Source organism: Providencia vermicola (assembly GCF_020381325.1).
Classification (GTDB): domain Bacteria; phylum Pseudomonadota; class Gammaproteobacteria; order Enterobacterales; family Enterobacteriaceae; genus Providencia; species Providencia vermicola.
In genome coordinates, this window is record NZ_JAGSPI010000001.1 from 434,378 (window position 1) to 454,558 (window position 20,181).

Annotated in this window: 22 protein-coding genes; 15 read left to right on the forward strand and 7 right to left on the reverse strand. The window is 37.0% G+C overall.

Annotation, left to right across the window (positions count from 1 at the left end):
• Window positions 1-178: 178 nt before the first annotated feature.
• Complete coding sequence (locus KDJ85_RS02015; RefSeq protein WP_225818256.1) at window positions 179-799, reverse strand: hypothetical protein; 621 nt, start codon at window positions 797-799, stop codon at window positions 179-181.
• A gap of 500 nt (window positions 800-1,299) precedes the next feature.
• The gene (gene pspF, locus KDJ85_RS02020) at window positions 1,300-2,307 is read right to left on the reverse strand and encodes a phage shock protein operon transcriptional activator (RefSeq protein WP_225818257.1); all 1,008 of its coding nucleotides are present in this window, start codon (window positions 2,305-2,307) and stop codon (window positions 1,300-1,302) included.
• 286 nt (window positions 2,308-2,593) lie between these two features.
• Here pspF and pspA point away from each other — a divergent pair, with 286 nt between their 5' ends.
• The 9 genes from pspA (at window position 2,594) to KDJ85_RS02065 (ending at window position 9,538) form a co-directional block, all read left to right on the forward strand.
• Window positions 2,594-3,259 carry a phage shock protein PspA gene (pspA, locus tag KDJ85_RS02025; RefSeq protein WP_206084064.1) on the forward strand — a complete coding sequence of 222 codons (666 nt, stop codon included), beginning with the start codon at window positions 2,594-2,596 and terminating at the stop codon, window positions 3,257-3,259.
• A gap of 70 nt (window positions 3,260-3,329) precedes the next feature.
• Window positions 3,330-3,560: an envelope stress response membrane protein PspB gene (pspB, locus tag KDJ85_RS02030; RefSeq protein ID WP_206084065.1), complete on the forward strand. Its 231-nt coding sequence runs from the start codon at window positions 3,330-3,332 to the stop codon at window positions 3,558-3,560.
• The gene (gene pspC / locus KDJ85_RS02035; protein ID WP_206084066.1) at window positions 3,560-3,916 is read left to right on the forward strand and encodes an envelope stress response membrane protein PspC; all 357 of its coding nucleotides are present in this window, start codon (window positions 3,560-3,562) and stop codon (window positions 3,914-3,916) included. Before pspB ends, pspC begins: the two co-directional genes overlap by 1 nt.
• A gap of 83 nt (window positions 3,917-3,999) precedes the next feature.
• On the forward strand, window positions 4,000-4,179 hold the full coding sequence (locus KDJ85_RS02040; protein ID WP_225818258.1) for a hypothetical protein: 180 nt from the start codon (window positions 4,000-4,002) through the stop codon (window positions 4,177-4,179).
• Between the two features lie 83 nt (window positions 4,180-4,262).
• Window positions 4,263-5,660, forward strand: a complete 1,398-nt coding sequence (locus KDJ85_RS02045) for a YcjX family GTP-binding protein (protein ID WP_225818259.1) — start codon at window positions 4,263-4,265, stop codon at window positions 5,658-5,660.
• Window positions 5,657-6,712, forward strand: a complete 1,056-nt coding sequence (locus KDJ85_RS02050; RefSeq protein ID WP_225818260.1) for a YcjF family protein — start codon at window positions 5,657-5,659, stop codon at window positions 6,710-6,712. The genes KDJ85_RS02045 and KDJ85_RS02050 overlap by 4 nt, the downstream gene beginning before the upstream one ends.
• Before the next feature lie 237 nt (window positions 6,713-6,949).
• Window positions 6,950-8,509, forward strand: a complete 1,560-nt coding sequence (gene tyrR, locus KDJ85_RS02055; protein ID WP_225818261.1) for a transcriptional regulator TyrR — start codon at window positions 6,950-6,952, stop codon at window positions 8,507-8,509.
• 5 nt (window positions 8,510-8,514) lie between these two features.
• On the forward strand, window positions 8,515-8,946 hold the full coding sequence (locus KDJ85_RS02060) for a hypothetical protein (protein ID WP_225818262.1): 432 nt from the start codon (window positions 8,515-8,517) through the stop codon (window positions 8,944-8,946).
• Between the two features lie 217 nt (window positions 8,947-9,163).
• Entirely contained in the window at window positions 9,164-9,538 is a 375-nt protein-coding gene (locus tag KDJ85_RS02065) for an ATP-binding protein (protein ID WP_225818263.1), read from the forward strand.
• A 90-nt stretch (window positions 9,539-9,628) separates the two neighbouring features.
• On the opposite strand, the gene tpx is transcribed toward KDJ85_RS02065, so the two are convergent.
• The gene (gene tpx, locus KDJ85_RS02070) at window positions 9,629-10,132 is read right to left on the reverse strand and encodes a thiol peroxidase (protein WP_225818264.1); all 504 of its coding nucleotides are present in this window, start codon (window positions 10,130-10,132) and stop codon (window positions 9,629-9,631) included.
• A gap of 648 nt (window positions 10,133-10,780) precedes the next feature.
• On the opposite strand from tpx, the gene KDJ85_RS02075 reads away from it, so the two are divergent.
• Window positions 10,781-12,403, forward strand: a complete 1,623-nt coding sequence (locus tag KDJ85_RS02075) for a peptide ABC transporter substrate-binding protein (RefSeq protein ID WP_225818265.1) — start codon at window positions 10,781-10,783, stop codon at window positions 12,401-12,403.
• Window positions 12,404-12,764: 361 nt separating this feature from the next.
• A complete protein-coding gene (zntB, locus tag KDJ85_RS02080; protein WP_225818266.1) occupies window positions 12,765-13,748 on the forward strand; it encodes a zinc transporter ZntB in 984 nt (327 codons plus the stop codon).
• A 260-nt stretch (window positions 13,749-14,008) separates the two neighbouring features.
• On the opposite strand, the gene ttcA is transcribed toward zntB, so the two are convergent.
• On the reverse strand, window positions 14,009-14,923 hold the full coding sequence (ttcA, locus tag KDJ85_RS02085; protein ID WP_225818267.1) for a tRNA 2-thiocytidine(32) synthetase TtcA: 915 nt from the start codon (window positions 14,921-14,923) through the stop codon (window positions 14,009-14,011).
• A 274-nt stretch (window positions 14,924-15,197) separates the two neighbouring features.
• Here ttcA and KDJ85_RS02090 point away from each other — a divergent pair, with 274 nt between their 5' ends.
• The gene (locus KDJ85_RS02090) at window positions 15,198-15,344 is read left to right on the forward strand and encodes a hypothetical protein (RefSeq protein ID WP_225818268.1); all 147 of its coding nucleotides are present in this window, start codon (window positions 15,198-15,200) and stop codon (window positions 15,342-15,344) included.
• Window positions 15,345-15,472: 128 nt separating this feature from the next.
• Here the strand turns inward: KDJ85_RS02090 and catA are convergent, their stop codons facing one another.
• From catA to KDJ85_RS02105, 3 genes are all read right to left on the reverse strand, one after another.
• Complete coding sequence (catA, locus tag KDJ85_RS02095) at window positions 15,473-16,114, reverse strand: type A chloramphenicol O-acetyltransferase (protein WP_225818269.1); 642 nt, start codon at window positions 16,112-16,114, stop codon at window positions 15,473-15,475.
• A gap of 201 nt (window positions 16,115-16,315) precedes the next feature.
• On the reverse strand, window positions 16,316-16,558 hold the full coding sequence (locus tag KDJ85_RS02100; RefSeq protein ID WP_225818270.1) for a helix-turn-helix domain-containing protein: 243 nt from the start codon (window positions 16,556-16,558) through the stop codon (window positions 16,316-16,318).
• 315 nt (window positions 16,559-16,873) lie between these two features.
• A complete protein-coding gene (locus tag KDJ85_RS02105) occupies window positions 16,874-17,569 on the reverse strand; it encodes an aspartate/glutamate racemase family protein (protein WP_225818271.1) in 696 nt (231 codons plus the stop codon).
• Window positions 17,570-17,874: 305 nt separating this feature from the next.
• Between KDJ85_RS02105 and KDJ85_RS02110 the strand changes: the two genes are divergently transcribed.
• The 3 genes from KDJ85_RS02110 to KDJ85_RS02120 all read left to right on the forward strand — a co-directional run bounded on the left by KDJ85_RS02110 (window position 17,875) and on the right by KDJ85_RS02120 (window position 19,891).
• Window positions 17,875-18,315, forward strand: coding sequence for a hypothetical protein (locus KDJ85_RS02110; protein ID WP_225818272.1), 441 nt, complete (start codon window positions 17,875-17,877; stop codon window positions 18,313-18,315).
• Between the two features lie 377 nt (window positions 18,316-18,692).
• Entirely contained in the window at window positions 18,693-18,881 is a 189-nt protein-coding gene (gene sra, locus KDJ85_RS02115; protein ID WP_206084082.1) for a stationary-phase-induced ribosome-associated protein, read from the forward strand.
• Window positions 18,882-19,111: 230 nt separating this feature from the next.
• A complete protein-coding gene (locus tag KDJ85_RS02120; RefSeq protein ID WP_225818273.1) occupies window positions 19,112-19,891 on the forward strand; it encodes a YaeF family permuted papain-like enzyme in 780 nt (259 codons plus the stop codon).
• Window positions 19,892-20,181: the final 290 nt, after the last annotated feature.

Here is a 20,181-nt window from a genome sequence, read left to right on the forward strand (position 1 = left end):
TTTACAAATGGCACTGATAACTATTATCATTCGCTTTGTCACTTAGGTGTATACTTACAGTGACAAGGCATGACATTGCTCACATTGCTTCCAGTGTTTTATTTGATAGCCAGCTTGGGTGCTGGCTTTTTTTTGCACTTTTTATAAGGAAAGGCGACGGTTTGTCATTTTATGACTATTATGGCTGAGTAGGTTTGTCTAAACCAACAAATTTTAAATCATCTTCTGTAACATTACCTTGTAGTGTACATAAAAAGCGGACAACACCACGTTTTTCATCTTTCTCGATAATCATCATTTTTTCCGCGGCATAAGGTTTTAACCGATAGTTTTGAGCTGCATATTCATTAAATACCCATTTTTCGTCTAAACTGTGCCTAATCATTGGTGCATAAATATAGCTATTGCCTATTTTTAGAATGCTAATTTTTGAGGAAGTATAGCGGATAACTTCATCAAGACTTTGTGTTGTTTCAAATCCCCAAAAATAATACTGCCCACGCATACCCATATAAGTAAAATTATCATACTTATCAAAGTCACTGTGGCTAACAAAAAAACGGTTAAAGGTGACAATGCCTGTTGGCGAAAAATGAAGGTCAACTGAAAGTGAAGGGCTATCGTTAATATTTGTATGTTTTAGTGTTTTTGAAATATCTTCAAGTACAGGGTATTCATTTATTTTTTTAAAAAAAGAAGCATCGCAATAGCTAAATGTACGCATCAATGATTCGGCATGGGTCATAGCCGACGCCCCTAGGAGCAACCAAGGGATAGCAAATATGTTTAGTTTTTTCATAATAAGCTCCTTGTGCTATGCAATAGTATTAATATAAATACCATATAAATATATTTTTTGTTGTGGATAATTATGTCAATGTGTAAAAATAAATAAAAAGATTTAAGAAAGTATTTTATATCCACATGATTTTTTTCTTTGAATAAATTATTAAAAATAAAATTATAAATTATTTTGGTAAAACAAATTTAGATAAATGAAGTTCTAATGTTTTCTTAATGTTGATTTTCATTGTTAATTTTTAATTGGTCAATAAATTTTAGTTATAGAACTATATAAATATTATATTCCCATTAAGATGTAAAATAAAAAGTGAATAATCGTACATTCAATAAATGTCGGATAATAATTTGTTATTATGAGAAAATACGTAATTACATTAATAGAAACACTGAAAGAACTGAAATATTTAGTAAGAAAAAACATTCGCTGAATGTTAATTAAAAAATAAGGCAAGTAAATACCTAAAACAATATCGTTGAATATTGTTTTAGGTATATCTATTCATTTTCAATTTGATGTTTTTTTACCAATCCTCGCAACTGATCATAGCTTAAGGATAGGGATTGGGCAGCTTTGCGTTGATTGTAGTGGCTCGCAATGAGAGCACGCTCAAGTAGCTGTTTTTCAGTCTGTTGCTGCCATTGTCGCAAATCACAAGGGAGTGTTGGCAGAGTGCAATGTGCGGGCACGACATCAACTTTGCTAGTGGGAGCCTCATGTAACTCAGCTAGCTTTTCGCCAAAGGGATTAAAAATAATGGAGTTGACGGGAGCTGCTTGATCTCCATGGCGGTATACGGAACGCTCAATGACATTTTTCAATTCTCGCACATTTCCTGGCCAAGGGTATTGCAATAACGCTTGCTCTGCATCAGGCGTAAATCCCGTAAAATGCGAACGTTTTAACTCCCCACACATTAAAATGGCAAAGTGTTCTGCTAATAATAAGATATCTGGCTGACGTTCGCGTAGGGGAGGAATACGGATAACATCAAATGCAAGCCTATCGAGCAAATCGGCACGAAATCTGCCTTGTTTGGCGAGCTCAGGTAAATTGGCATTGGTCGCACAAATCAAACGCACATCAACTCGCAGAGATTGGCTCCCCCCAACACGTTCTAATTCACCGTATTCGATCACTCTTAATAGCTTTTCTTGCACTGACATTGGCGCAGTAGCGAGCTCATCAAGGAATAATGAGCCTTTGTCTGCGCGTTCAAAACGCCCTTGATGGCGCTTTTGTGCACCCGTAAATGAACCTGCTTCGTGGCCGAATAGTTCAGAATCCAGTAAATTCTCATTGAGTCCACTGCAATTGAGAGAGATAAAGGCTTCTTGCCAACGGGGAGAAAGGTAATGTAAGCGGTCTGCTATCAATTCTTTACCTGTACCACGTTCACCAATGACGAGCACAGGTTTGTTTAATTGGGCAAGTTCAGATGTTTGCTCGAGAACATCTAAAAAATTACTGGAAACACCGAGGATCGTATCATTAGTCTGTTTCATGGTTATATTTACCAATAATTGGTTTATTTGACCGATATTTTAACTATAAACGAAACCTGCTTGATGTAAAGACCTTTTATTAAACATAATAAAATCAACTAATTATTTGAACTTTAAAAAGTTGGCACGTAGGTTGCTATGTTATAGGTAAGAAGTAGCAAGAAAGATGCACCAAAGATTGAGTATCATAAAATAAATTGTTTCACTTACGGAGCGTCAGATTGGCTGGAAGCCACATCAGGTCAGGCGCTACAGAAATGATAAATCCATCAAGAGGAAATAAATAATGGGTATTTTTTCACGTTTTGCCGACATCATTAATGCAAATATCGCTTCACTGCTAGATAAAGCTGAAGATCCGCAAAAAATGATCCGCCTGATGATTCAGGAAATGGAAGACATGTTAGTTGAAATTCGTTCAACGTCTGCACGAACGTTAGCAGAGAAAAAAGGCTTAGAACGCCGTATCGAAATGGGTGAAAAACAAGTTGCTGATTGGCAAGAAAAAGCTGAATTAGCTCTGGTGAAGGACAAAGAAGATTTAGCGCGTGCGGCGTTAATTGAAAAACAAAAAGTCAGTGCAATGGTTGATACATTAAAACATGAACTGATTATTGTTGATGAAACATTGACTCGCTTAAAAGGCGAAATTTCAGAGTTAGAAAATAAATTGCAAGAGACGCGTGCGAAGCAGCAATCTATGGTAGTTCGAATGGAAGCTGCACAATCTAGCCGTAATGTCCGCCGTCAATTAGACAGTGGTAAAATGGATGAAGCAATGGCTCGTTTTGAGCAGTTTGAGCGCCGTATTGACCATATGGAAGGTGAAGCGCAAAGTTATGGTATTGGTAAACAAAAATCACTGGATCAGCAATTTGCTGAGCTTAAAGCTGATGATGAAATTAGTGCACAATTAGCGGCACTTAAAGCTAAAATTAATAAAGACCAGTAATTGTATTTTGCCACTTTGGCGTTTTGTGCCAGAGTGGCAAATAGACTAACCATATTGATAAGGAAATGTGATGGGCTACGTTTTACTGTCTCTCGTATTAATCATTTTTGTTATTTTTGTTCTGCCTGTTTGGTTGTGGTTGCACTACAGCAAAAAAAATAACGGACAGGGGAGCCAGCTAACCGAAAATGAAGTGCAGCGTTTAATGCAACTTGCTGAGCAAGCTTCACGTATGCAACAACGTATTAAGACACTTGAAGATATTTTGGATGCAGAACACCCGAATTGGAGGCAAAAATAATGACTCAACTTCGCAACCGTAAACTTTACCGTTTGTCAGACAGACGCGTGTTTGGTGGTGTCTGTTCTGGTATTGCGGAGTATTTAGAATTACCTGTTGCGTTGGTCAGGGCTCTGGCCGTATTGGCTTTATTTGTGAGCTTTGGTATCACATTAATTCTTTATATTGTTATGTGTTTTGTGGTGGAGACCGCACCAAGTGGGTATCGGTCTGAACAAGACATTGGGCCTGAAGTTAGCAGCTTGATTAATCAAATCGATATGCAACTGAAATCAGGTGAAATGAAACTACGCCAAATTGAGCGTTATGTCACTTCAGACACCTATACTGTAAACAGTAAATTCCGCGATTTATAATCATTGCATAGCCATCACAAAAAGGGGTTAGGTTTTGACCAAATCCCTTTTATTTTTGTGTATAGGAAATAGGGGGACGCAAGATGCCGAACATACCGCATCAGCAAATTAAAAAATATGCAAAGCAACGTATTTTAGCGAAAGCGTTTAAGCTTCTTTTTGTGTTCTTACTCACATATGGCCCTGCAGGCTTGGTAGGGAGAGTCATCAAATTGTTGAGTAGCAAATGGATAATTAACCGGCTCATCAAACGTTTAAGCTAATACAGTTTGTTTTATGCCAAATTATTGCGCAAAATAATAAGTAAGTTTAAGCGTAATTTCTAACGGTAAGTCTCGGGAGGAGCATGAAACGCCTGCAAAATGAATTGACGGACTTGATGAACCGAAGCGTTGATCGTCATGTCAGACTGGCAGTAACGGGGCTAAGTCGTAGTGGTAAAACTGCGTTTATTACTTCGCTGGTTAATCAGTTATTAAATGTGAATACAGGGGCTCGCTTGCCACTTTTTTCAGCGGCAAGAGACAAGCGGTTGTTGGGTGTAAAACGCATACCTCACCGTGATTTATCTGTACCACGTTTTGCTTATGATGAAGGCATTGCATCTTTATATGGGCAGCCCCCTGAGTGGCCAACACCAACCCGTGGTGTCAGCGAAATTCGTTTGAAATTACATTATCGCTCTGATGACTCTTTTTTGCGCCATTTTGTTGATAATTCATCCCTATATTTAGAAATTGTTGATTACCCAGGTGAATGGTTGCTAGATCTGCCGATGTTAGATCTCAGTTTTATCGATTGGTCAGAGCAAATGAATATACTGATCAAGGGGAAAAGGGCGCATTTAGCCCAAGATTGGTTAGCCCTATGCGAACGATGTGACCCATTAGCGCCCGTTGATGAAAATTTACTGGCTGAAATTTCTAAAGCCTATACGCAGTATTTAGTTGAATGCAAAGCACAGGGGCAACATTTTATTCAGCCAGGGCGCTTTGTTTTACCTGCAGAATTGGATGGTGCTCCAGCCTTACAATTTTTCCCTTGGCCAAATGTGGCAAAATATGGGGTAAAAACCTTAGCTCAAGCAGGAAAGAATACTAACTTTGGTGCATTACAACAGCGTTATCAATATTACTGTGAACATGTGGTAAAAGGGTTTTACCGTGATTATTTTCAACGGTTTGATCGTCAAATTGTCCTTGTTGATTGCTTGCAACCATTAAATAGCGGGCCAGAAGCGTTTAATGATATGCGGATGGCTCTGACGCAATTAATGCGTAGTTTTCATTATGGGAAACGTACGTTACTGCGTCGTTTATTTTCCCCATGTATTGATAAGCTGTTATTTGCTGCGAGCAAGTCTGACCACGTCACACCTGATCAACATGCGAATTTAGTGTCTTTACTGCAACAATTGGTACAAGAAGCGTGGCAACATGCTGCATTTGAAGGTATTAGTATGGATTGTATGGGGCTTGCTTCCATTCAAGCAACAAAAAGTGGCATTGTGGATTATAAAGGAGAAAAGTTGCCTGCATTGAAAGGTGACCGTTTAAGCGATGGGCAACCATTAACGTTTTACCCTGGAGAAGTGCCTAAACGTTTACCGACGGAACAATTTTGGCAGCAGCAAGGTTTTCAATTTGAAAACTTTAGGCCACAACCAACACCGATTGATCAACCCTTACCCCATATACGCATGGATAGCGCGTTAGAATTTTTGTTGGGAGATAAACTAAAATGAATGAACCAATAAAACAACGCCTTGATTTTGCTGATGGCATGACCAAAGAAAATGCAGAAAAACTGAAACAAGCACATGTTTTTGATGATCAGGAATTTGACAATTTTACGCCTATCGAATTAGACGCGGAGCAAGAAGCCCAAGATGGGGAAGTTGAAAGCCTGATTAATGAAGCGTTAAAACCTAAGCGTTCTTTTTGGCGTAAGCTTATCGGGACAGCTGCGGGGATCTTCGCTGTTAGCGTGGTTGCTCAGTTGGGTATTTGGATCCATCAATCATGGGTGATGCAAGATTGGACAGCATTAGGCACAGCATCGGCAGGTGGCTTGATTGTTATTGCAGGAGTGGGTTCTATTGTCGGGGAATGGCGTCGTTTATATAAATTGCGTGAACGTGCGGAGGAACGGGATTTTGCTCGTGAATTACTGCATAGCCATGGCATGGGAAAGGGGAAAGATTTCTGTGTAAAATTGGCTAAACAGTCGGCATTGTCTGCGCAACATCCCGCAGTTCAACGTTGGCAAAGTATGCTACATGACTCGCATAATGACCGCGAAGTGGTTGAATTATATAGTCGGATGGTTCAGCCAATCCTTGACGAACAAGCACGAAAAGAAATTAGCCGCTGTAGTGCTGAATCCGCCATTATGATTGCGGTGAGCCCATTAGCGATTGTTGATATGGCTTTTATTGCTTGGCGTAATATTCGATTAATTAACCGTATTGCGGCAATTTATGGTATTGAGTTAGGGTATTATAGCCGTATTCGATTGTTTCGTATGGTGTTGATAAATATTGCATTTGCGGGGGCTTCAGAACTTATTCGTGAAGTTGGAATGGATTGGCTGTCCCAAGATATTACTGCGAGGCTATCTACCCGTGCGGCGCAAGGAATTGGCGCTGGGTTATTAACGGCGCGCTTAGGGATTAAGGCTATGGAACTGTGCCGCCCGTTACCTTGGATTGAAAATAAGCCACGGCTTGCAGATTTTCGCCATCAGTTAATTGGCCAGTTAAAGAGCGTTATTCCAAATAAAAAGGCAAAAAGCTAAGATTTTTCGATGGCAGGGTGAGTTGACAGTTTTTACTCACTCTGCAGCATTATTTATTAATATTATAGTTAACCCCTCCTAAAATGAATGAAAAATAGGCAGTGTGTGCCATTTTATTCGGTTAAATTTGATTGAGTTACAGTGTGTCAACAATTTGTGACACAAACACTGTCTTCTCATTGCGATTAACGTTAAAATACGCCCATCAAATCGACTTTTTTAATAAGGTTCTCCCCCATGCGCCTCGAAGTGACTTGCCAAGACCGAATTGGTTTAACGCGTGAATTACTGGATCTTTTAGTTCTACAAAATATTGATCTTAAAGGAATTGAAATATCCCCACAGCGTCGCATCTACCTTAATTTTACTCCTGTCGATTTTCAAGTATTTAGCTCGTTGATGGCTGAAATACGTCGAATTAATGGCGTGATTGATGTTCGCCGTATCTTTTTTATGCCATCAGAACGTGAACACAAAGCGGTTTGGGCATTACTGAATTCATTCCCTGAAGCGGTTTTATCTATCGATAATAAGCTAAATATAGAATTGGTTAATCCAATGACATTGCAGTTATTTGGTTATGATGAAACAAAAATACGGGAAAAAACGTTTTCTCAGCTGGTTGGAAATAATGGTTTAGTGCGTTGGTTTGAACGTGAATCTCCAGAGCCATACAGTGAAAAAGTGACGATCAAAGGCCAAGACTATTTGATGCAGGTCACTCCAATTATTTTAGCGGATGAAGCGGGTAAATCCCATTGTACAGGGGCTGTTTTGCTGCTTAAGTCGGCCGCTATTTTGGATAAGCAACGTCAGCAAGTGGTAGACGTGGATAATAGCGGATTTGAGCAAATCATTGCTGTGAGCCCCGTAATGTCAAATGTCGTCGAACGTGCAAAACGCATTGCGATGTTGGATGAACCATTGTTGCTGGTGGGAGAAACAGGAACAGGGAAGGATATTTTAGCTAAAGCTTGTCACTTATACAGTGCCAGGGGCAAAGAACCATTTTTAGGCTTAAATTGCGCCTCAATGCCTGATGATGTGGTTGAAAGCGAGTTATTTGGCTACGCCGCAGGGGCATACCCAAATGCGATCGAAGGGAAGAAAGGTTTTTTTGAACAAGCTAATGGCGGTACGGTATTACTGGACGAAATTGCCGAAATGTCACCACAAATGCAGATTAAGTTACTGCGTTTTTTAAATGATGGAACCTTTAGGCGTGTCGGTGAAGAGCGTGAAGTGAAAGTGAATGTGCGTGTGATTTGTGCGACACAGAAAAACCTTCCTGCACTTGTCGCGGAAAAGAAATTCCGAGAAGATCTTTATTATCGTTTAAATGTATTAACACTGACGATCCCGCCTCTTCGTGAGCGAAAAGAAGACCTACTTCCATTAACAAAAACGTTTGTTGCTAATTTTTCAAAAGAATTACATGTCGCAGAACCCAAATTAGCACCTTCATTAATTGAATATTTAAGTAGTTATTATTGGCCTGGTAATGTCCGCCAATTAAGAAATGCGTTGTATCAAGGCCTAACAGAGCTTGAAGGTAACACTTTAGAGGCTGATAATATTCAATTGCCTGATGTAGTAAATACACCTACGCTTGCTTTAGATTCATTGAATGGTTCTCTGGATGAAATAACTAAACGCTATGAAGCGTCGGTGTTATCACGTTTATATCGTGACTACCCGAGCACGCGTAAATTAGCAAAACGTTTGGATATTTCTCATACGGCAATTGCCAATAAACTCCGAGAATACGGCCTTAATGCAAAAAAAGAGCAAGATTAAATAAAATGAATAAATATTTAATGTTTATATTTGCCACAGTTTTTTTGGGTGCGAGTGCTTCTAGTCAGGCTAATACAACTATCCCAAATGATGGATTGAATAAATATTGCCAAGATGAAGAACAAACCATGGATGAAATCTATGAAAATGGAGCCTTGACTAAGTGTTATTTTGCGGGAAGCTCTTTATCTGAAGCGTATAAACATTATCGTAGTGGGTTAATTGAAGATGGTCAGTTATTCTTAGCTGAAAAGTTAGTCATCAAAAAAAATATGGCAATGCCTTGCCCAGTAGAAGGATGCATTGCTATTAATTACCGTTGGGATGGCGATAAAAAATTAAATATTGTTCAGGAGTTCGAGGGTGGTGAGACACACTTACAATTTACGCAAGAGAATCAAGGTACAACGATAGCAATAACTCAACATATGGATTAATTTTATCTTCAATAACACAATGGTGAGTCAGTGGAGAAGGGCAAGGTACCTATCTTTTCGGCTTATTTTTGCAGTTTATCTCTTTTAAACTTTCCTGCGTGAGTAAACTTTGAGCAATCTCCTTGCTTGTTGACTATTTTTCCTGCTATATAACATAGACAGCTGCTGTATTGGGTTCTCATCTTATTTAATAGGGTTTAGCCTACAAGGAGTTGCCATGGATCAATTCACGATTAATTTTGTTGTTAATCTTAAGCTACGCGAGTATATGGCCCAATGCCATTACAAAAATGATATGTTTGAGTCTGCGGCGTCAGCAGCAGAGCTTTATTTAATGAATAAAGCTGCGGTTAAATACTTAGCGAAGAAAAATCGTTTTACATGGGAAGTTTTGGTTAAAAATGGCCATAAGCCCCGAGATTTGATTATTGATATTCTGACATCTTGTTGCCCTATTACACAGGATCAGGCGCTAAAAATCTTAAGTACGTTATCCCACACATTGATTAGTTACATGAAAGGTAACCCGCTATTCGTTAATGTTGTTAATGCTAAAAATCACCACCCACTGTATTGGGCTTATGTTGATTAATGTGATAACTATTGAAAGATAAAATTGAGATACAAAAAAGCGGGAAATTATCCCGCTTTTTTATGTTAGAGGCTCGATAATCAAATAAGCTTATTTCAGGCTGTTTAATGCGTTATCGTAGTCAGGTTCTTCAGTAATTTCAGGTACTAATTGGCTATAAATGACTTTGTCATTTTCATCTAATACAACGACAGAGCGTGCAGTTAAACCTTTTAATGGGCCACTTGCAATTGCAACGCCATAATCATCAGCAAAAGAAGGGCTACGGAAAGTGGATAATGTGACGACATTATCGAGGCCTTCAGCACCACAAAAACGTGCTTGAGCAAAAGGCAAGTCAGCAGAAATGCACAGAACAACTGTGTTATCAAGGTCGTTAGCAAGTTGGTTGAATTTACGAACAGAGGCCGCACAAACCCCGGTATCCACGCTTGGGAAAATATTTAATACTTTGCGTTTACCAACATACGTTTCTAATGTGGCTTCACTAAGATCTTTTGCGACTAAAGTAAAAGGTTTTGCTTTTGTGCCAGATTGCAAGAAAACACCATTAACTGCGATATCATTACCTTTTAATTTAACTGTTTGCGACATGAATTTTTCTCCCGTTTATAAGTTATATCAGTGCCAACTTAACCTGTTTCTTAAGGAAAATCTTTGCGATAAAAGGTTTTCATTCAGGCTAAATTAGACCTTTGAGTTTTACATTCTATTAATGACCAAAATAAACTGTATACCGAAAAACTAACTGTATACCTTAACGTATATGCGGCGCAAGGACGTTACTTGTATGGCTAGTTAGTTTCTCACAGTCAGCGATTATATAACTGACAATCACTAGCTGAGTTTACGTTTTTTATTATATTGTCTTTTAAAATACGTTATTGAGTGTAACAAAAGTAAGGTTATAAGTATCGGTTTCTTTAGTGATCATCAGTTTATCAGCCCAATTATAAGGGGATGGGCGAATGTATCAGAGGGCTATAACAATTAAAGTAAGCCATCTATTGAAAAATCGTACCAAAGATTAATTTGTTATTCAGTAACTGTATTCATAAATTAAACTGGATGTATGGATTTTTAAAACACGAAAGCATATGATGCAAAAAGGAAAACATTCCACTTTGTATGGATGTATCCACGATAAATTCGGTAGTGCTGTTAATGCGTTAGTCTCTTTTCAATACTGTGTCGCTAAACATTTAGCTGATTTCGTTTATATTAACAAAGATAGAAAATAACATGCATAAACCTTCATTCTCTCCTTTAGCTGTATTGTTAGCTTCACTTTTTCTTACTACACCGGCTATTAGCGCAATTATTCCAGCTGGGACAATTTTAGCTGATAACCAAACCGTAACTCGCCATTTGAAAGATGAGCCCGCGTCATTAGATCCTATTAAATCAGTCGGGTTGACCGAAGCGCAAGTCATGCGTGATTTATTCGAAGGCTTAGTGAACCAAGATAGCCATGGCAAACCTGTTCCTGGTGTTGCACTCAAATGGGAGACTGCAGATAACCGTATTTGGACATTTACACTCAGACAAGATGCTCGTTGGTCAAATGGTGAACCTGTAACTGCCGATGATTTTGTCTACAGTTGGCAGCGTTTGGTTGCACCTGCAAATACATCTCCTTTTGCGTGGTTTGCCGCATTGGCAGGGATTAATAATGCGCAAGATATTATTGATGGCAAACTATCTGTGGAGCAGTTAGGTGTGGAAGCGGTTGATAAACACACACTAAAAATTGTGCTTAATAAGCCAGTCCCTTATTTTCCCTCTTTAGCTGCAAATTTTAGTTTATATCCAGTTCACCGTGGGACTATTGAAAAATTAGGGGCGGATTGGATTAAAGTAGGTAATTTAGTCGGTAATGGCGCTTTTACGCTAGCTGACCGCGTCGTAAATGAAAAAATTGTTTTAACCCCAAATCCTTATTATTGGGATCATAAAAATACAGTTATCACCCAAGTCACATTTGTTCCTATTAACCAAGAGTCCCATGCGACAAACCGTTATTTAGCGGGTGATTTAGATATTACAGAGTCATTCCCGAAACAACGTTATCAAAAATTATTGCAAGATATTCCTAATGAAGTGTTTACACCTGACCAATTAGGAACTTATTACTATGCTTTTAATACACAACGTGCGCCAACAAATGATGTGAGAGTAAGAAAGGCGTTATCAATGGCAATTGATAGACAATTAATTGCGAGTAAAGTATTAGGAACAGGTGAAAAACCTGCTTACTATTTTACACCTGATGTGACGGATGGTTTTAAACCTGAAAAAGGACTTTATAATAGCCATTCGCAAAAAGAATTAGATCAACAGGCGAAAACATTATTACAAGAAGCGGGTTTCGGGCTTAACCATCCCTTAGAACTGACTTTATTGTATAACAGTTCAGAAAATCACCAAAAAATTGCCATCGCTATTGCTTCAATGTGGAAGAAAAAATTAGGGGTGAATGTCAAATTAGTGAATCAAGAATGGAAAACGTACATCGACAGTCGTAATACAGGGGATTTTGATGTTATCCGAGCATCTTGGATTGGTGATTTTAATGAGCCTTCAACATTTTTATCACTTTTAACATCACAACATAGCGGTAATATTCCAAAGTTTAATAGCCAGCAATATGACCAAGTGATGAACTCTGTAAGTATAGAAACCAATGCACAATTGCGAAACCGTTATTACAATAGTGCAGAAGCTATTTTAGCGAAAGAAGCGCCTATTGCGCCGATTTATCAATATACTAACGCACGGTTAATTAAACCGTGGCTTAAAGGGTATCCTATTGAAAATCCAGAAGATGTAGCATATAGCCACAGTTTCTATATTATTAAGCATTAATCTTAGATGTGACTAGCGGCCTGTATTGTGTATGGGCCGTTTTATTGTATTTTCTAAAAAAAACTCCTCCCACTGGAGAATGGGAAGGAGGACCAAAAAGGAATAAACACTACGCTTTTATCATAAAAAATTTATAGACGAGTTTATTGCTCGTTTGTGTCAAATCAGTGATGCTTATTTAACAAAAATGGCGCTTTTTTTTTATTAAAGCTCATTTGGTTATATTTTGTATCTTGTTGATTTCGTTAATTACCTATGAATAGCTACGTGAATAGCATTATCAAACATTTCGTTGAAATTATTGCAATATTTCCTCTATTCTATTAAAAATAACTTATTATTTATAAAAGGGAGATATTGCATGGCGTTGGTTTATGGTTCGTTATTTGAAAACTCAAATCCTGTACATGCATTTCAATTAAATGGAAATGGGGGCCTGCTTCCGATTGATGTTAATGCGAGTGCAACGCAGCAATGTCCATTTTGGCTTCATTTTGATTATAAAGATCCAAAAAGTTTTAATTGGATCCAACAATCTGAGTTATTTAATGACCAAGTAAAATCGGCGTTGTCAGGACAATCAGGGCGCTGGCGGTTAATTCGAGTTGGTGATGGCATATTATTGACATTACAAACCTTAAATACCAATGCAGGGCAGCGTCCAGAGCAACTTGTCGCATTCCGTGTATTTATCAATAACCGCATTATTATTTCAAGCCGACACCGTAAAGTGAATTCGTTGGACTCTGTTATTGATGATCTGAAAGAAGGGGTGGGAGCACAAAGTACAGGTGATTGGCTTGTTGAAGTGGCAGATTCTATCACAGATGAAATTAGTGATTTCACAGATTCTTTGCATGAACGCTTGATTGAACTTGAAGATGTCATATTAAATGGCGAAATTCCTGAGCGTGGTGAATTAGCATTATTACGTAAGCAAATTATTGTTGTTCGTCGTTACATGGCACCACAAAGAGATATGTTATCTCGCCTAACGGCAGAAAAGTTACTTTGGTTGGATGATACTGATCGTCGTAGACTTCAAGAAATTTCAGATAGATTAGGCCGATGTATCGAGGATTTGGATGGCTTTATTGCACGTACCGCGATCATCTCTGATGAAATTACTAATATGATGACGGAGATGATGAATCGCCGTATTTATACGATGTCACTGATGGCGATGATTTTTTTACCGACAACATTTTTGACAGGGCTATTTGGCGTTAATTTAGGCGGGATACCTGGAAATGAATTTCGTTTTGCTTTTAGTGTATTTTGCGTATTACTTGCCGTTTTAATTGGAACGGTGCTGTGGTGGCTACGAAAAAGCCGCTGGCTCTAAATTCGATGACTTATTTTGTATAACCAGACCTAGTTTGAGATAAATCAATAAAACTAATGGAGTTTTAGGGCATTATTACTTCCGCAGGTGAATGCAACGTTGAGCGATGAACGTTGTGCTCCATAATTGTAGTTTTTCTCATATTGAGTTCTTATACAGAATAATTGACCACTGTAATGCCGATGTAATTTACATCGGCTTTTTTTTGCTTAAAATCTGATAGCAAAAAATAACCTCCAGCTAGGAGGCTATTTAACGGTTTATTTCACCTCGACAATATCTAAGCGCTGCGTAGTAAAATCGGGTGTATCATCTTCATCAATGAAAGGCTGTGTTGGCATTTCTTCTCGATCAAAGGCTAAATCACCGCCAGCGATAACGTCATCACCATGCGAAATATTTTTAAAATCAAATAGTTCAGTGTCACATAAGTGAGAAGGAACAATATTTTGTGTTGCACGGAACATGGTTTCAATCCGGCCTGGATAACGTTTATCCCAATCACGCAGCATTTCTTTAATTACTTGGCGCTGTAAATTTGGTTGTGAACCACACAAGTTGCAAGGAATAATCGGGAATTCTTTCGCTTGAGCAAAACGTTCAATATCTTTTTCACGGCAATAAGCGAGAGGGCGAATCACAATATGTTTTCCATCATCACTCATTAGTTTTGGTGGCATGCCCTTTAATTTGCCACCATAAAACATGTTTAAGAACATAGTTTGTAAAATGTCATCACGGTGATGCCCTAATGCAATCTTGGTTGCACCTAATTCCGTTGCTGTACGGTACAGAATGCCACGACGCAAACGTGAGCACAAAGAACAGGTTGTTTTCCCTTCAGGTATTTTTTCTTTCACAATACCGTATGTATTTTCTTCAACAATTTTATATTCAACACCTAAATTATCGAGATAAGCGGGCAGAATATGCTCAGGAAAACCGGGTTGCTTTTGGTCAAGATTAACTGCGACTAACGAAAACTGAATAGGCGCGCTTTTTTGTAAACTTTGCAAAATGGAAAGTAACGTATAGCTATCTTTCCCGCCAGATAAACAGACCATGATACGATCGCCATCTTCAATCATATTGAAGTCAGCAATAGCTTGCCCAACATCACGGCGAATCCGTTTTTGTAATTTGTTTAAGTTGTACTGTTCTTTATTGGTTGTCATTCTATAAGATTCTGTTGCGGATTGTTATTTATGTTGCTGATAGATAGTAGTTTTATAAAATTTAATTAGTATTTTTATTGTTTTTTATAAATCGCTATTAGCAAAAATCTGTGAAAAGAAGCACATAATAACAGAATCGAGGGGGGGAGTGATACTTGTTAGTAAAAAGACATTTTTAACATGTGACACTTATTCTATAAAAGGCGTCATTATCGTGTTTATCTGATTGAATAATGGAAAGTTGCCTATTAGGCTAAGGTAAAATGGAGGAAATATGCCAGCAACGAACCCTGTAGATCTTATTGCGTTAACACTTGCAAATACCATAAAAATGGTTGTTACCCCAATCGATTATGTATTCCAAAGTGGGGCTGTCGGAGATGTGTTCTACATTAGCTGGCTTCTTATTAGCGAGTTGTAGAGATAATAATTTGTCTGAAAGTACCATCTAAAAAGGGAAGCATGCGGCTGTCAAATTTAATCGGTTTGTCAGCAGGGTGCTTCCCTTGCTTCTCAGTATGATTGAGTAACAACACTAAGATCGTTCAATTAATCCGCTAATTGATTGCATAACATCTGTAATTCATTCACGAATCGGCCTACATGAAACCCATCGCAGACAGCATGATGTACTTGAATTGAAAGAGGCAATAGTATTTTATCACCTTCACGATAGAATTTCCCCATTGTAAAAATAGGCGTGAAATTGCTGGCAATATTGGCAATATTCAAATTAAAACTGTCAAACGAAACCCAAGGCAATGAAGAAATATAAAAAATATTTTCTGCTTGCGCTGGTTGAGGGGCTAGTTTGTTATCATCTTTATATAATGCTAGCTGATGATGATAATTATCCATAAAAATATGAATGTTATCAGAATACTCGCACCACAATGAGGAGAATGTTTCTGTTTGATTATGAAAAATAGTGAAACTGGGGTGTACTTTATCCCATAAAATAAGCTCATTGTTTTTTTTAGATAGCTTAAATTCATCGTGTTTATTCACTATGGATGAGAGTAAGTAAATCATCGTAGGATAAAAGCGATAGTCACGTAATGATATAAAACGATATAGCGATGTTATATCAATTTTTACTGTTAGGCTGAACCCACAGTTCACTTGTTCATTATAAACATGGTAGTGTTCTTTTCGTTGCCATGCTTCAACGTTGAATCGAGTATAACTCATTGTTTTCCCCTTCTAATAATTAATAAATAACGTTATTAGAAGGGGGATCTTTCTGCTTTTGAAAACAACATATATTGCCTCGCAATAATCATGAATAGTTAATACTATATTAATAGAGCTACACATATTGTCGAGAATAATATTCGTTATATCAAAAAAAGAGCATGTTTGATGCGACCATCAATTTTTAATTCGCATAATTTAGTGATGCGTTTCAGGATTAAGATAAATATTGAATAATATGTTTAAATCAAGGTTAAAGATTTTTGACAATATGACAAGATCGTCAATGAATATTGATAATGAGCCATCCTCATACCTAAGATAGGTGGCTTCAGGAATGGAAATATTTTTCGCCATTTCTTGAGATGTTATTTGGCATTCTAAGCGTTTTTTCTTAATGAAATGTCCTAAAGCTATATTTCCTGATTTTTTGTTTGTCATAATAATTTCCCTAAAGTTAAATTTATGTCGATTATCATAGATACAAACGAATATTCAATGGGAAAAAATCTGTAAATTAAATAGACAATAAAGTTGGATAACCAATGTTGAAAATCTTAGAAAATAATAAAAATACGAATTAGTCATTAAAGGATTTTAATTTAAATAATTTAATGAAGCTAAAATATGTAAATATAGATTTTTATTCTGAATTTTAATATGGATATTTTTTTGAGTCTATGAGAAAAAAGAGGAATAGCAAGATACTATCTTGATTTTTTTTATTTAAAGATAGTATCTTCACTCGTTTTTATATTAAATGGATAATGCAATTTCGACAGTTTTCTCTGCATGAATAGCCGTGGTATCAAAAACTTTTACTGTTGTATCATTGGAGCCTACCAGTAATGTAATTTCAGTACATCCTAAAATGATACCTTCTGCGCCTTGTTGGACAAGAGATGACATAATTCGTTGATATTCTTTTTTAGATGATGGGAGAACTTTTCCTAGACACAACTCATTATAAATAATGTCATGGACAATCTTTCTATCCTCACTATTAGGTGTTAGTACATCCAATCCATATTGTTTGGCTAATCTATCCTTGTAAAAAGATTGCTCCATGGTAAACGCTGTACCTAATAAACCAATTTTCTTTAATCCCTCTTGAACAATACGTTCACCAGTGGCATCGGCGATATGTAATAATGGAAGGTGTGCATGAGATTCAATCTCATTAGCTACCTTATGCATTGTATTGGTACATAATACAAGGAAGTCTGCACCAGCAAGTTTTAAGCGTTTTCCTGCATCCACTAAGCACTGAGCAGCAAGATCCCATTGACCATGGGTTTGATAGTGCTCAATTTCAGCAAAATCAACGCTATATAGTACAATTTTAGCAGAATGTAAACCGCCCAAATTTTGCTTGATTGATTCATTTATTTGTTGGTAATAAAGTAATGTGGACTCCCAACTCATTCCACCAATTAAGCCGATTGTTTTCATTTGAAGACTCCGAATAAATGATTTAGCTAAAGCACTCACTATACTGATAATTTTTATACATGCACAATACAAGAACATCAATGAGTGAAGAAATATTGGGGTTATAAAGATGTAATTTATTAGTTGGTTTTACTTCAAAGTTTAGCTTAAGTTGTATTTGGCTATAGTTTTAGCATTAACAAATATGTGGTTATTAATGTATGTAAAAGTAAGCATATTTATTTAAGGGATGGTAAAAATATTATTTACGTTTTAATGATGGATTTTAGCTGATATAAGGTTATTATCATGAATGAATATACGTTATGTCTACACTTAATGGCGACAATAAAATGAATTTTTTTAAAGCGGTCATTGCAATACTTATTTTTGGCGCTGCATTTTTACTCGGTACATTGTACATGAAGCCCACACAGCTAAGTTTAGTTGAACAAGTAAAAAAAAATGTAAATGATGTTCTTGCTTATCCACAAGCTGCAAAATTCAAAAATATTGAATACCATTTTTCGCGCTACACTGAGGATAACGGTAAGGTGGGCTATGTTTGTGGGGAAGTGTTTCGCTACAAAAATGATAAACCAGACGGATATAAGCGGTTCATTGTAAAAGCATACACTCATGATGACGATTCACGAATGGATATCTCTATTCCCTTTGTTGAAGGTGGTCATGAAATTTTATTACCAGAACAAGTCAATCGGATTTGGAACGAAAAGTGTTCTAGTCCTGCATCTCCTTTAACGTAATTAAAAGCGTGCCAAAATGTTGGTTAGCATGCTTGCTTAATTTTATTTTTCTACAATATTGGGAGCGATGCATTTAAAACGATAGGGCTCAATTGGTGTCAATAACAGACGCTGCATAGATAAACAGAGAATAATATCTACCGAGGTAAATTTTTTACCACGGATATATTTATACTGTTCTTGTTTGATTTTTGTTTCGAAGTGAAATTAATAAGTTTAATTACATTAAATAACATTGGATTGCTGCTATACTAGTTAGGTTACATTTTGTTTTATATTTGATGTAAAACAAAAAATACCCTTGTGGTCAACGATGACTATATTTTTTATATTCATTAAATTAATGAATTTAAATTGACTAGTATAAGGAGTCGATAATGGTTAGTAATAACAGTGCACGTCGCTTATTAGGAATGCCTTATAAACAAAGTCGTTCTAAAAAAAATATTCGCGTATCAATAGGTTCAAAAGAGAATAAAACTGTTGCTATTCAAAACAATAAAGCAACGGAAAAGAAAACATACCATTCAGTAACGGTATTTTACCCTGAGTATGTGGTAAGTTAACTGAGAGTATGTCGCCCTCTAGTATTGACTAGAGGGTTATAGATGGCTAAATGCTATAAATTTTCCTCCAATATTTATTTTTACCTCCCATCATTACATTCTATTCAAATTTTGTGATCACGATTTTCAATTTAAGTCCCTTTTATAATAAGTGATAGTCATAAATAATTTTTGACGATAACATGAGTATTCCATTAAAAAATGTAGAATAAAATGTTGGGTACTTTAGAATGAAGTTTCAATTTTTGTTTTTGTGTGTATTTTATTTTTTTCTCTCAGGGTGCTCAACTCAGTTCAAATCCGATGAAGAAACTAATCGTTTCAAATTCAGTATTCAACATGCGAATACAGTACCTATCAAAGATACAGTAGAGCTTTTGTCTGTATCAGATATGTTACCTGGCGATATTCTATTGTCATCCGCTACAGGGTTGAATTCTTGGGGGATTCGGTTGTTTAGTATCAGTGGTGTAAGCCATGCCTCTATTTATTTAGGGCTTGGGGAAGTTGCTGAGTCGGTTGGTAGTGGTGTTAGAATCATTACGTTGCAACAAGCCGTTAAAGATTCAAACAATATGGTGGTATTAAGGCAGGCTGGGTTAACCTCGCTTCATGCGGATAAGCTACGTGAATTTTCAGTACACAACAACGGAAATAAGTATAACTATAAAGGTATTGTGATGATAGCCCCATGGATGATCACTAAGCGGGTATGTGAATTACCTTTAATTGGTGAAACTGTGCGTAATTTTTGCTTGCGCACATTAGCAAAAGTCCAACTAGGGGATGATATTGACCAAGCGAACGGTTTCTTTTGTTCGCAGTTTGTCCTAGATGCTTATAAATATGCAGGCATTCCGTTGTTTGAAGGAAATTCATCATGGATCACCCCTGCGGATATATTGCATATGCGTACAGACGATGTACCAACATTTATGCCAACTCAGCGCTTACTATATGTTGGGCACTTAAAGTCATGGAGCTTTAGTAGCGCGATACGAAAGCAATAACAACATACTGAAGAATAAAAAAAAGGCCAACAATCAAGTTGGCCTGCTAAACTGGAAGCAATGTGAGCAATGTCGTTTGTGACAAACCTGAGTGATTTACTCAAGTATTCACGAGGTAAAAGATAACCATTCTCATTTAATAAATCAACCCCTTTTTTTGTATTGCTACTCAGTTTTTTTCATGACGGAATTGCCTTTTATTTCAAATAAAACAAAGTATTGTGTTTTTATCTGCTATGTTCTTGAGTTTTTCGACAAAAAAATTTTTAAAAAAAATCATAATAATGAGA

What these genes read in the sequence shown, in the direction of transcription:
- KDJ85_RS02015 (WP_225818256.1), bottom strand. Translation starts at nt 799, where the DNA reads ATGAAAAAACTAAACATATTTGCTATCCCTTGGTTGCTCCTAGGGGCG.
- pspF (WP_225818257.1), bottom strand. Translation starts at nt 2,307, where the DNA reads ATGAAACAGACTAATGATACGATCCTCGGTGTTTCCAGTAATTTTTTA.
- pspA (WP_206084064.1), top strand. Translation starts at nt 2,594, where the DNA reads ATGGGTATTTTTTCACGTTTTGCCGACATCATTAATGCAAATATCGCT.
- pspB (WP_206084065.1), top strand. Translation starts at nt 3,330, where the DNA reads ATGGGCTACGTTTTACTGTCTCTCGTATTAATCATTTTTGTTATTTTT.
- pspC (WP_206084066.1), top strand. Translation starts at nt 3,560, where the DNA reads ATGACTCAACTTCGCAACCGTAAACTTTACCGTTTGTCAGACAGACGC.
- KDJ85_RS02040 (WP_225818258.1), top strand. Translation starts at nt 4,000, where the DNA reads ATGCCGAACATACCGCATCAGCAAATTAAAAAATATGCAAAGCAACGT.
- KDJ85_RS02045 (WP_225818259.1), top strand. Translation starts at nt 4,263, where the DNA reads ATGAAACGCCTGCAAAATGAATTGACGGACTTGATGAACCGAAGCGTT.
- KDJ85_RS02050 (WP_225818260.1), top strand. Translation starts at nt 5,657, where the DNA reads ATGAATGAACCAATAAAACAACGCCTTGATTTTGCTGATGGCATGACC.
- tyrR (WP_225818261.1), top strand. Translation starts at nt 6,950, where the DNA reads ATGCGCCTCGAAGTGACTTGCCAAGACCGAATTGGTTTAACGCGTGAA.
- KDJ85_RS02060 (WP_225818262.1), top strand. Translation starts at nt 8,515, where the DNA reads ATGAATAAATATTTAATGTTTATATTTGCCACAGTTTTTTTGGGTGCG.
- KDJ85_RS02065 (WP_225818263.1), top strand. Translation starts at nt 9,164, where the DNA reads ATGGATCAATTCACGATTAATTTTGTTGTTAATCTTAAGCTACGCGAG.
- tpx (WP_225818264.1), bottom strand. Translation starts at nt 10,132, where the DNA reads ATGTCGCAAACAGTTAAATTAAAAGGTAATGATATCGCAGTTAATGGT.
- KDJ85_RS02075 (WP_225818265.1), top strand. Translation starts at nt 10,781, where the DNA reads ATGCATAAACCTTCATTCTCTCCTTTAGCTGTATTGTTAGCTTCACTT.
- zntB (WP_225818266.1), top strand. Translation starts at nt 12,765, where the DNA reads ATGGCGTTGGTTTATGGTTCGTTATTTGAAAACTCAAATCCTGTACAT.
- ttcA (WP_225818267.1), bottom strand. Translation starts at nt 14,923, where the DNA reads ATGACAACCAATAAAGAACAGTACAACTTAAACAAATTACAAAAACGG.
- KDJ85_RS02090 (WP_225818268.1), top strand. Translation starts at nt 15,198, where the DNA reads ATGCCAGCAACGAACCCTGTAGATCTTATTGCGTTAACACTTGCAAAT.
- catA (WP_225818269.1), bottom strand. Translation starts at nt 16,114, where the DNA reads ATGAGTTATACTCGATTCAACGTTGAAGCATGGCAACGAAAAGAACAC.
- KDJ85_RS02100 (WP_225818270.1), bottom strand. Translation starts at nt 16,558, where the DNA reads ATGACAAACAAAAAATCAGGAAATATAGCTTTAGGACATTTCATTAAG.
- KDJ85_RS02105 (WP_225818271.1), bottom strand. Translation starts at nt 17,569, where the DNA reads ATGAAAACAATCGGCTTAATTGGTGGAATGAGTTGGGAGTCCACATTA.
- KDJ85_RS02110 (WP_225818272.1), top strand. Translation starts at nt 17,875, where the DNA reads ATGTCTACACTTAATGGCGACAATAAAATGAATTTTTTTAAAGCGGTC.
- sra (WP_206084082.1), top strand. Translation starts at nt 18,693, where the DNA reads ATGGTTAGTAATAACAGTGCACGTCGCTTATTAGGAATGCCTTATAAA.
- KDJ85_RS02120 (WP_225818273.1), top strand. Translation starts at nt 19,112, where the DNA reads ATGAAGTTTCAATTTTTGTTTTTGTGTGTATTTTATTTTTTTCTCTCA.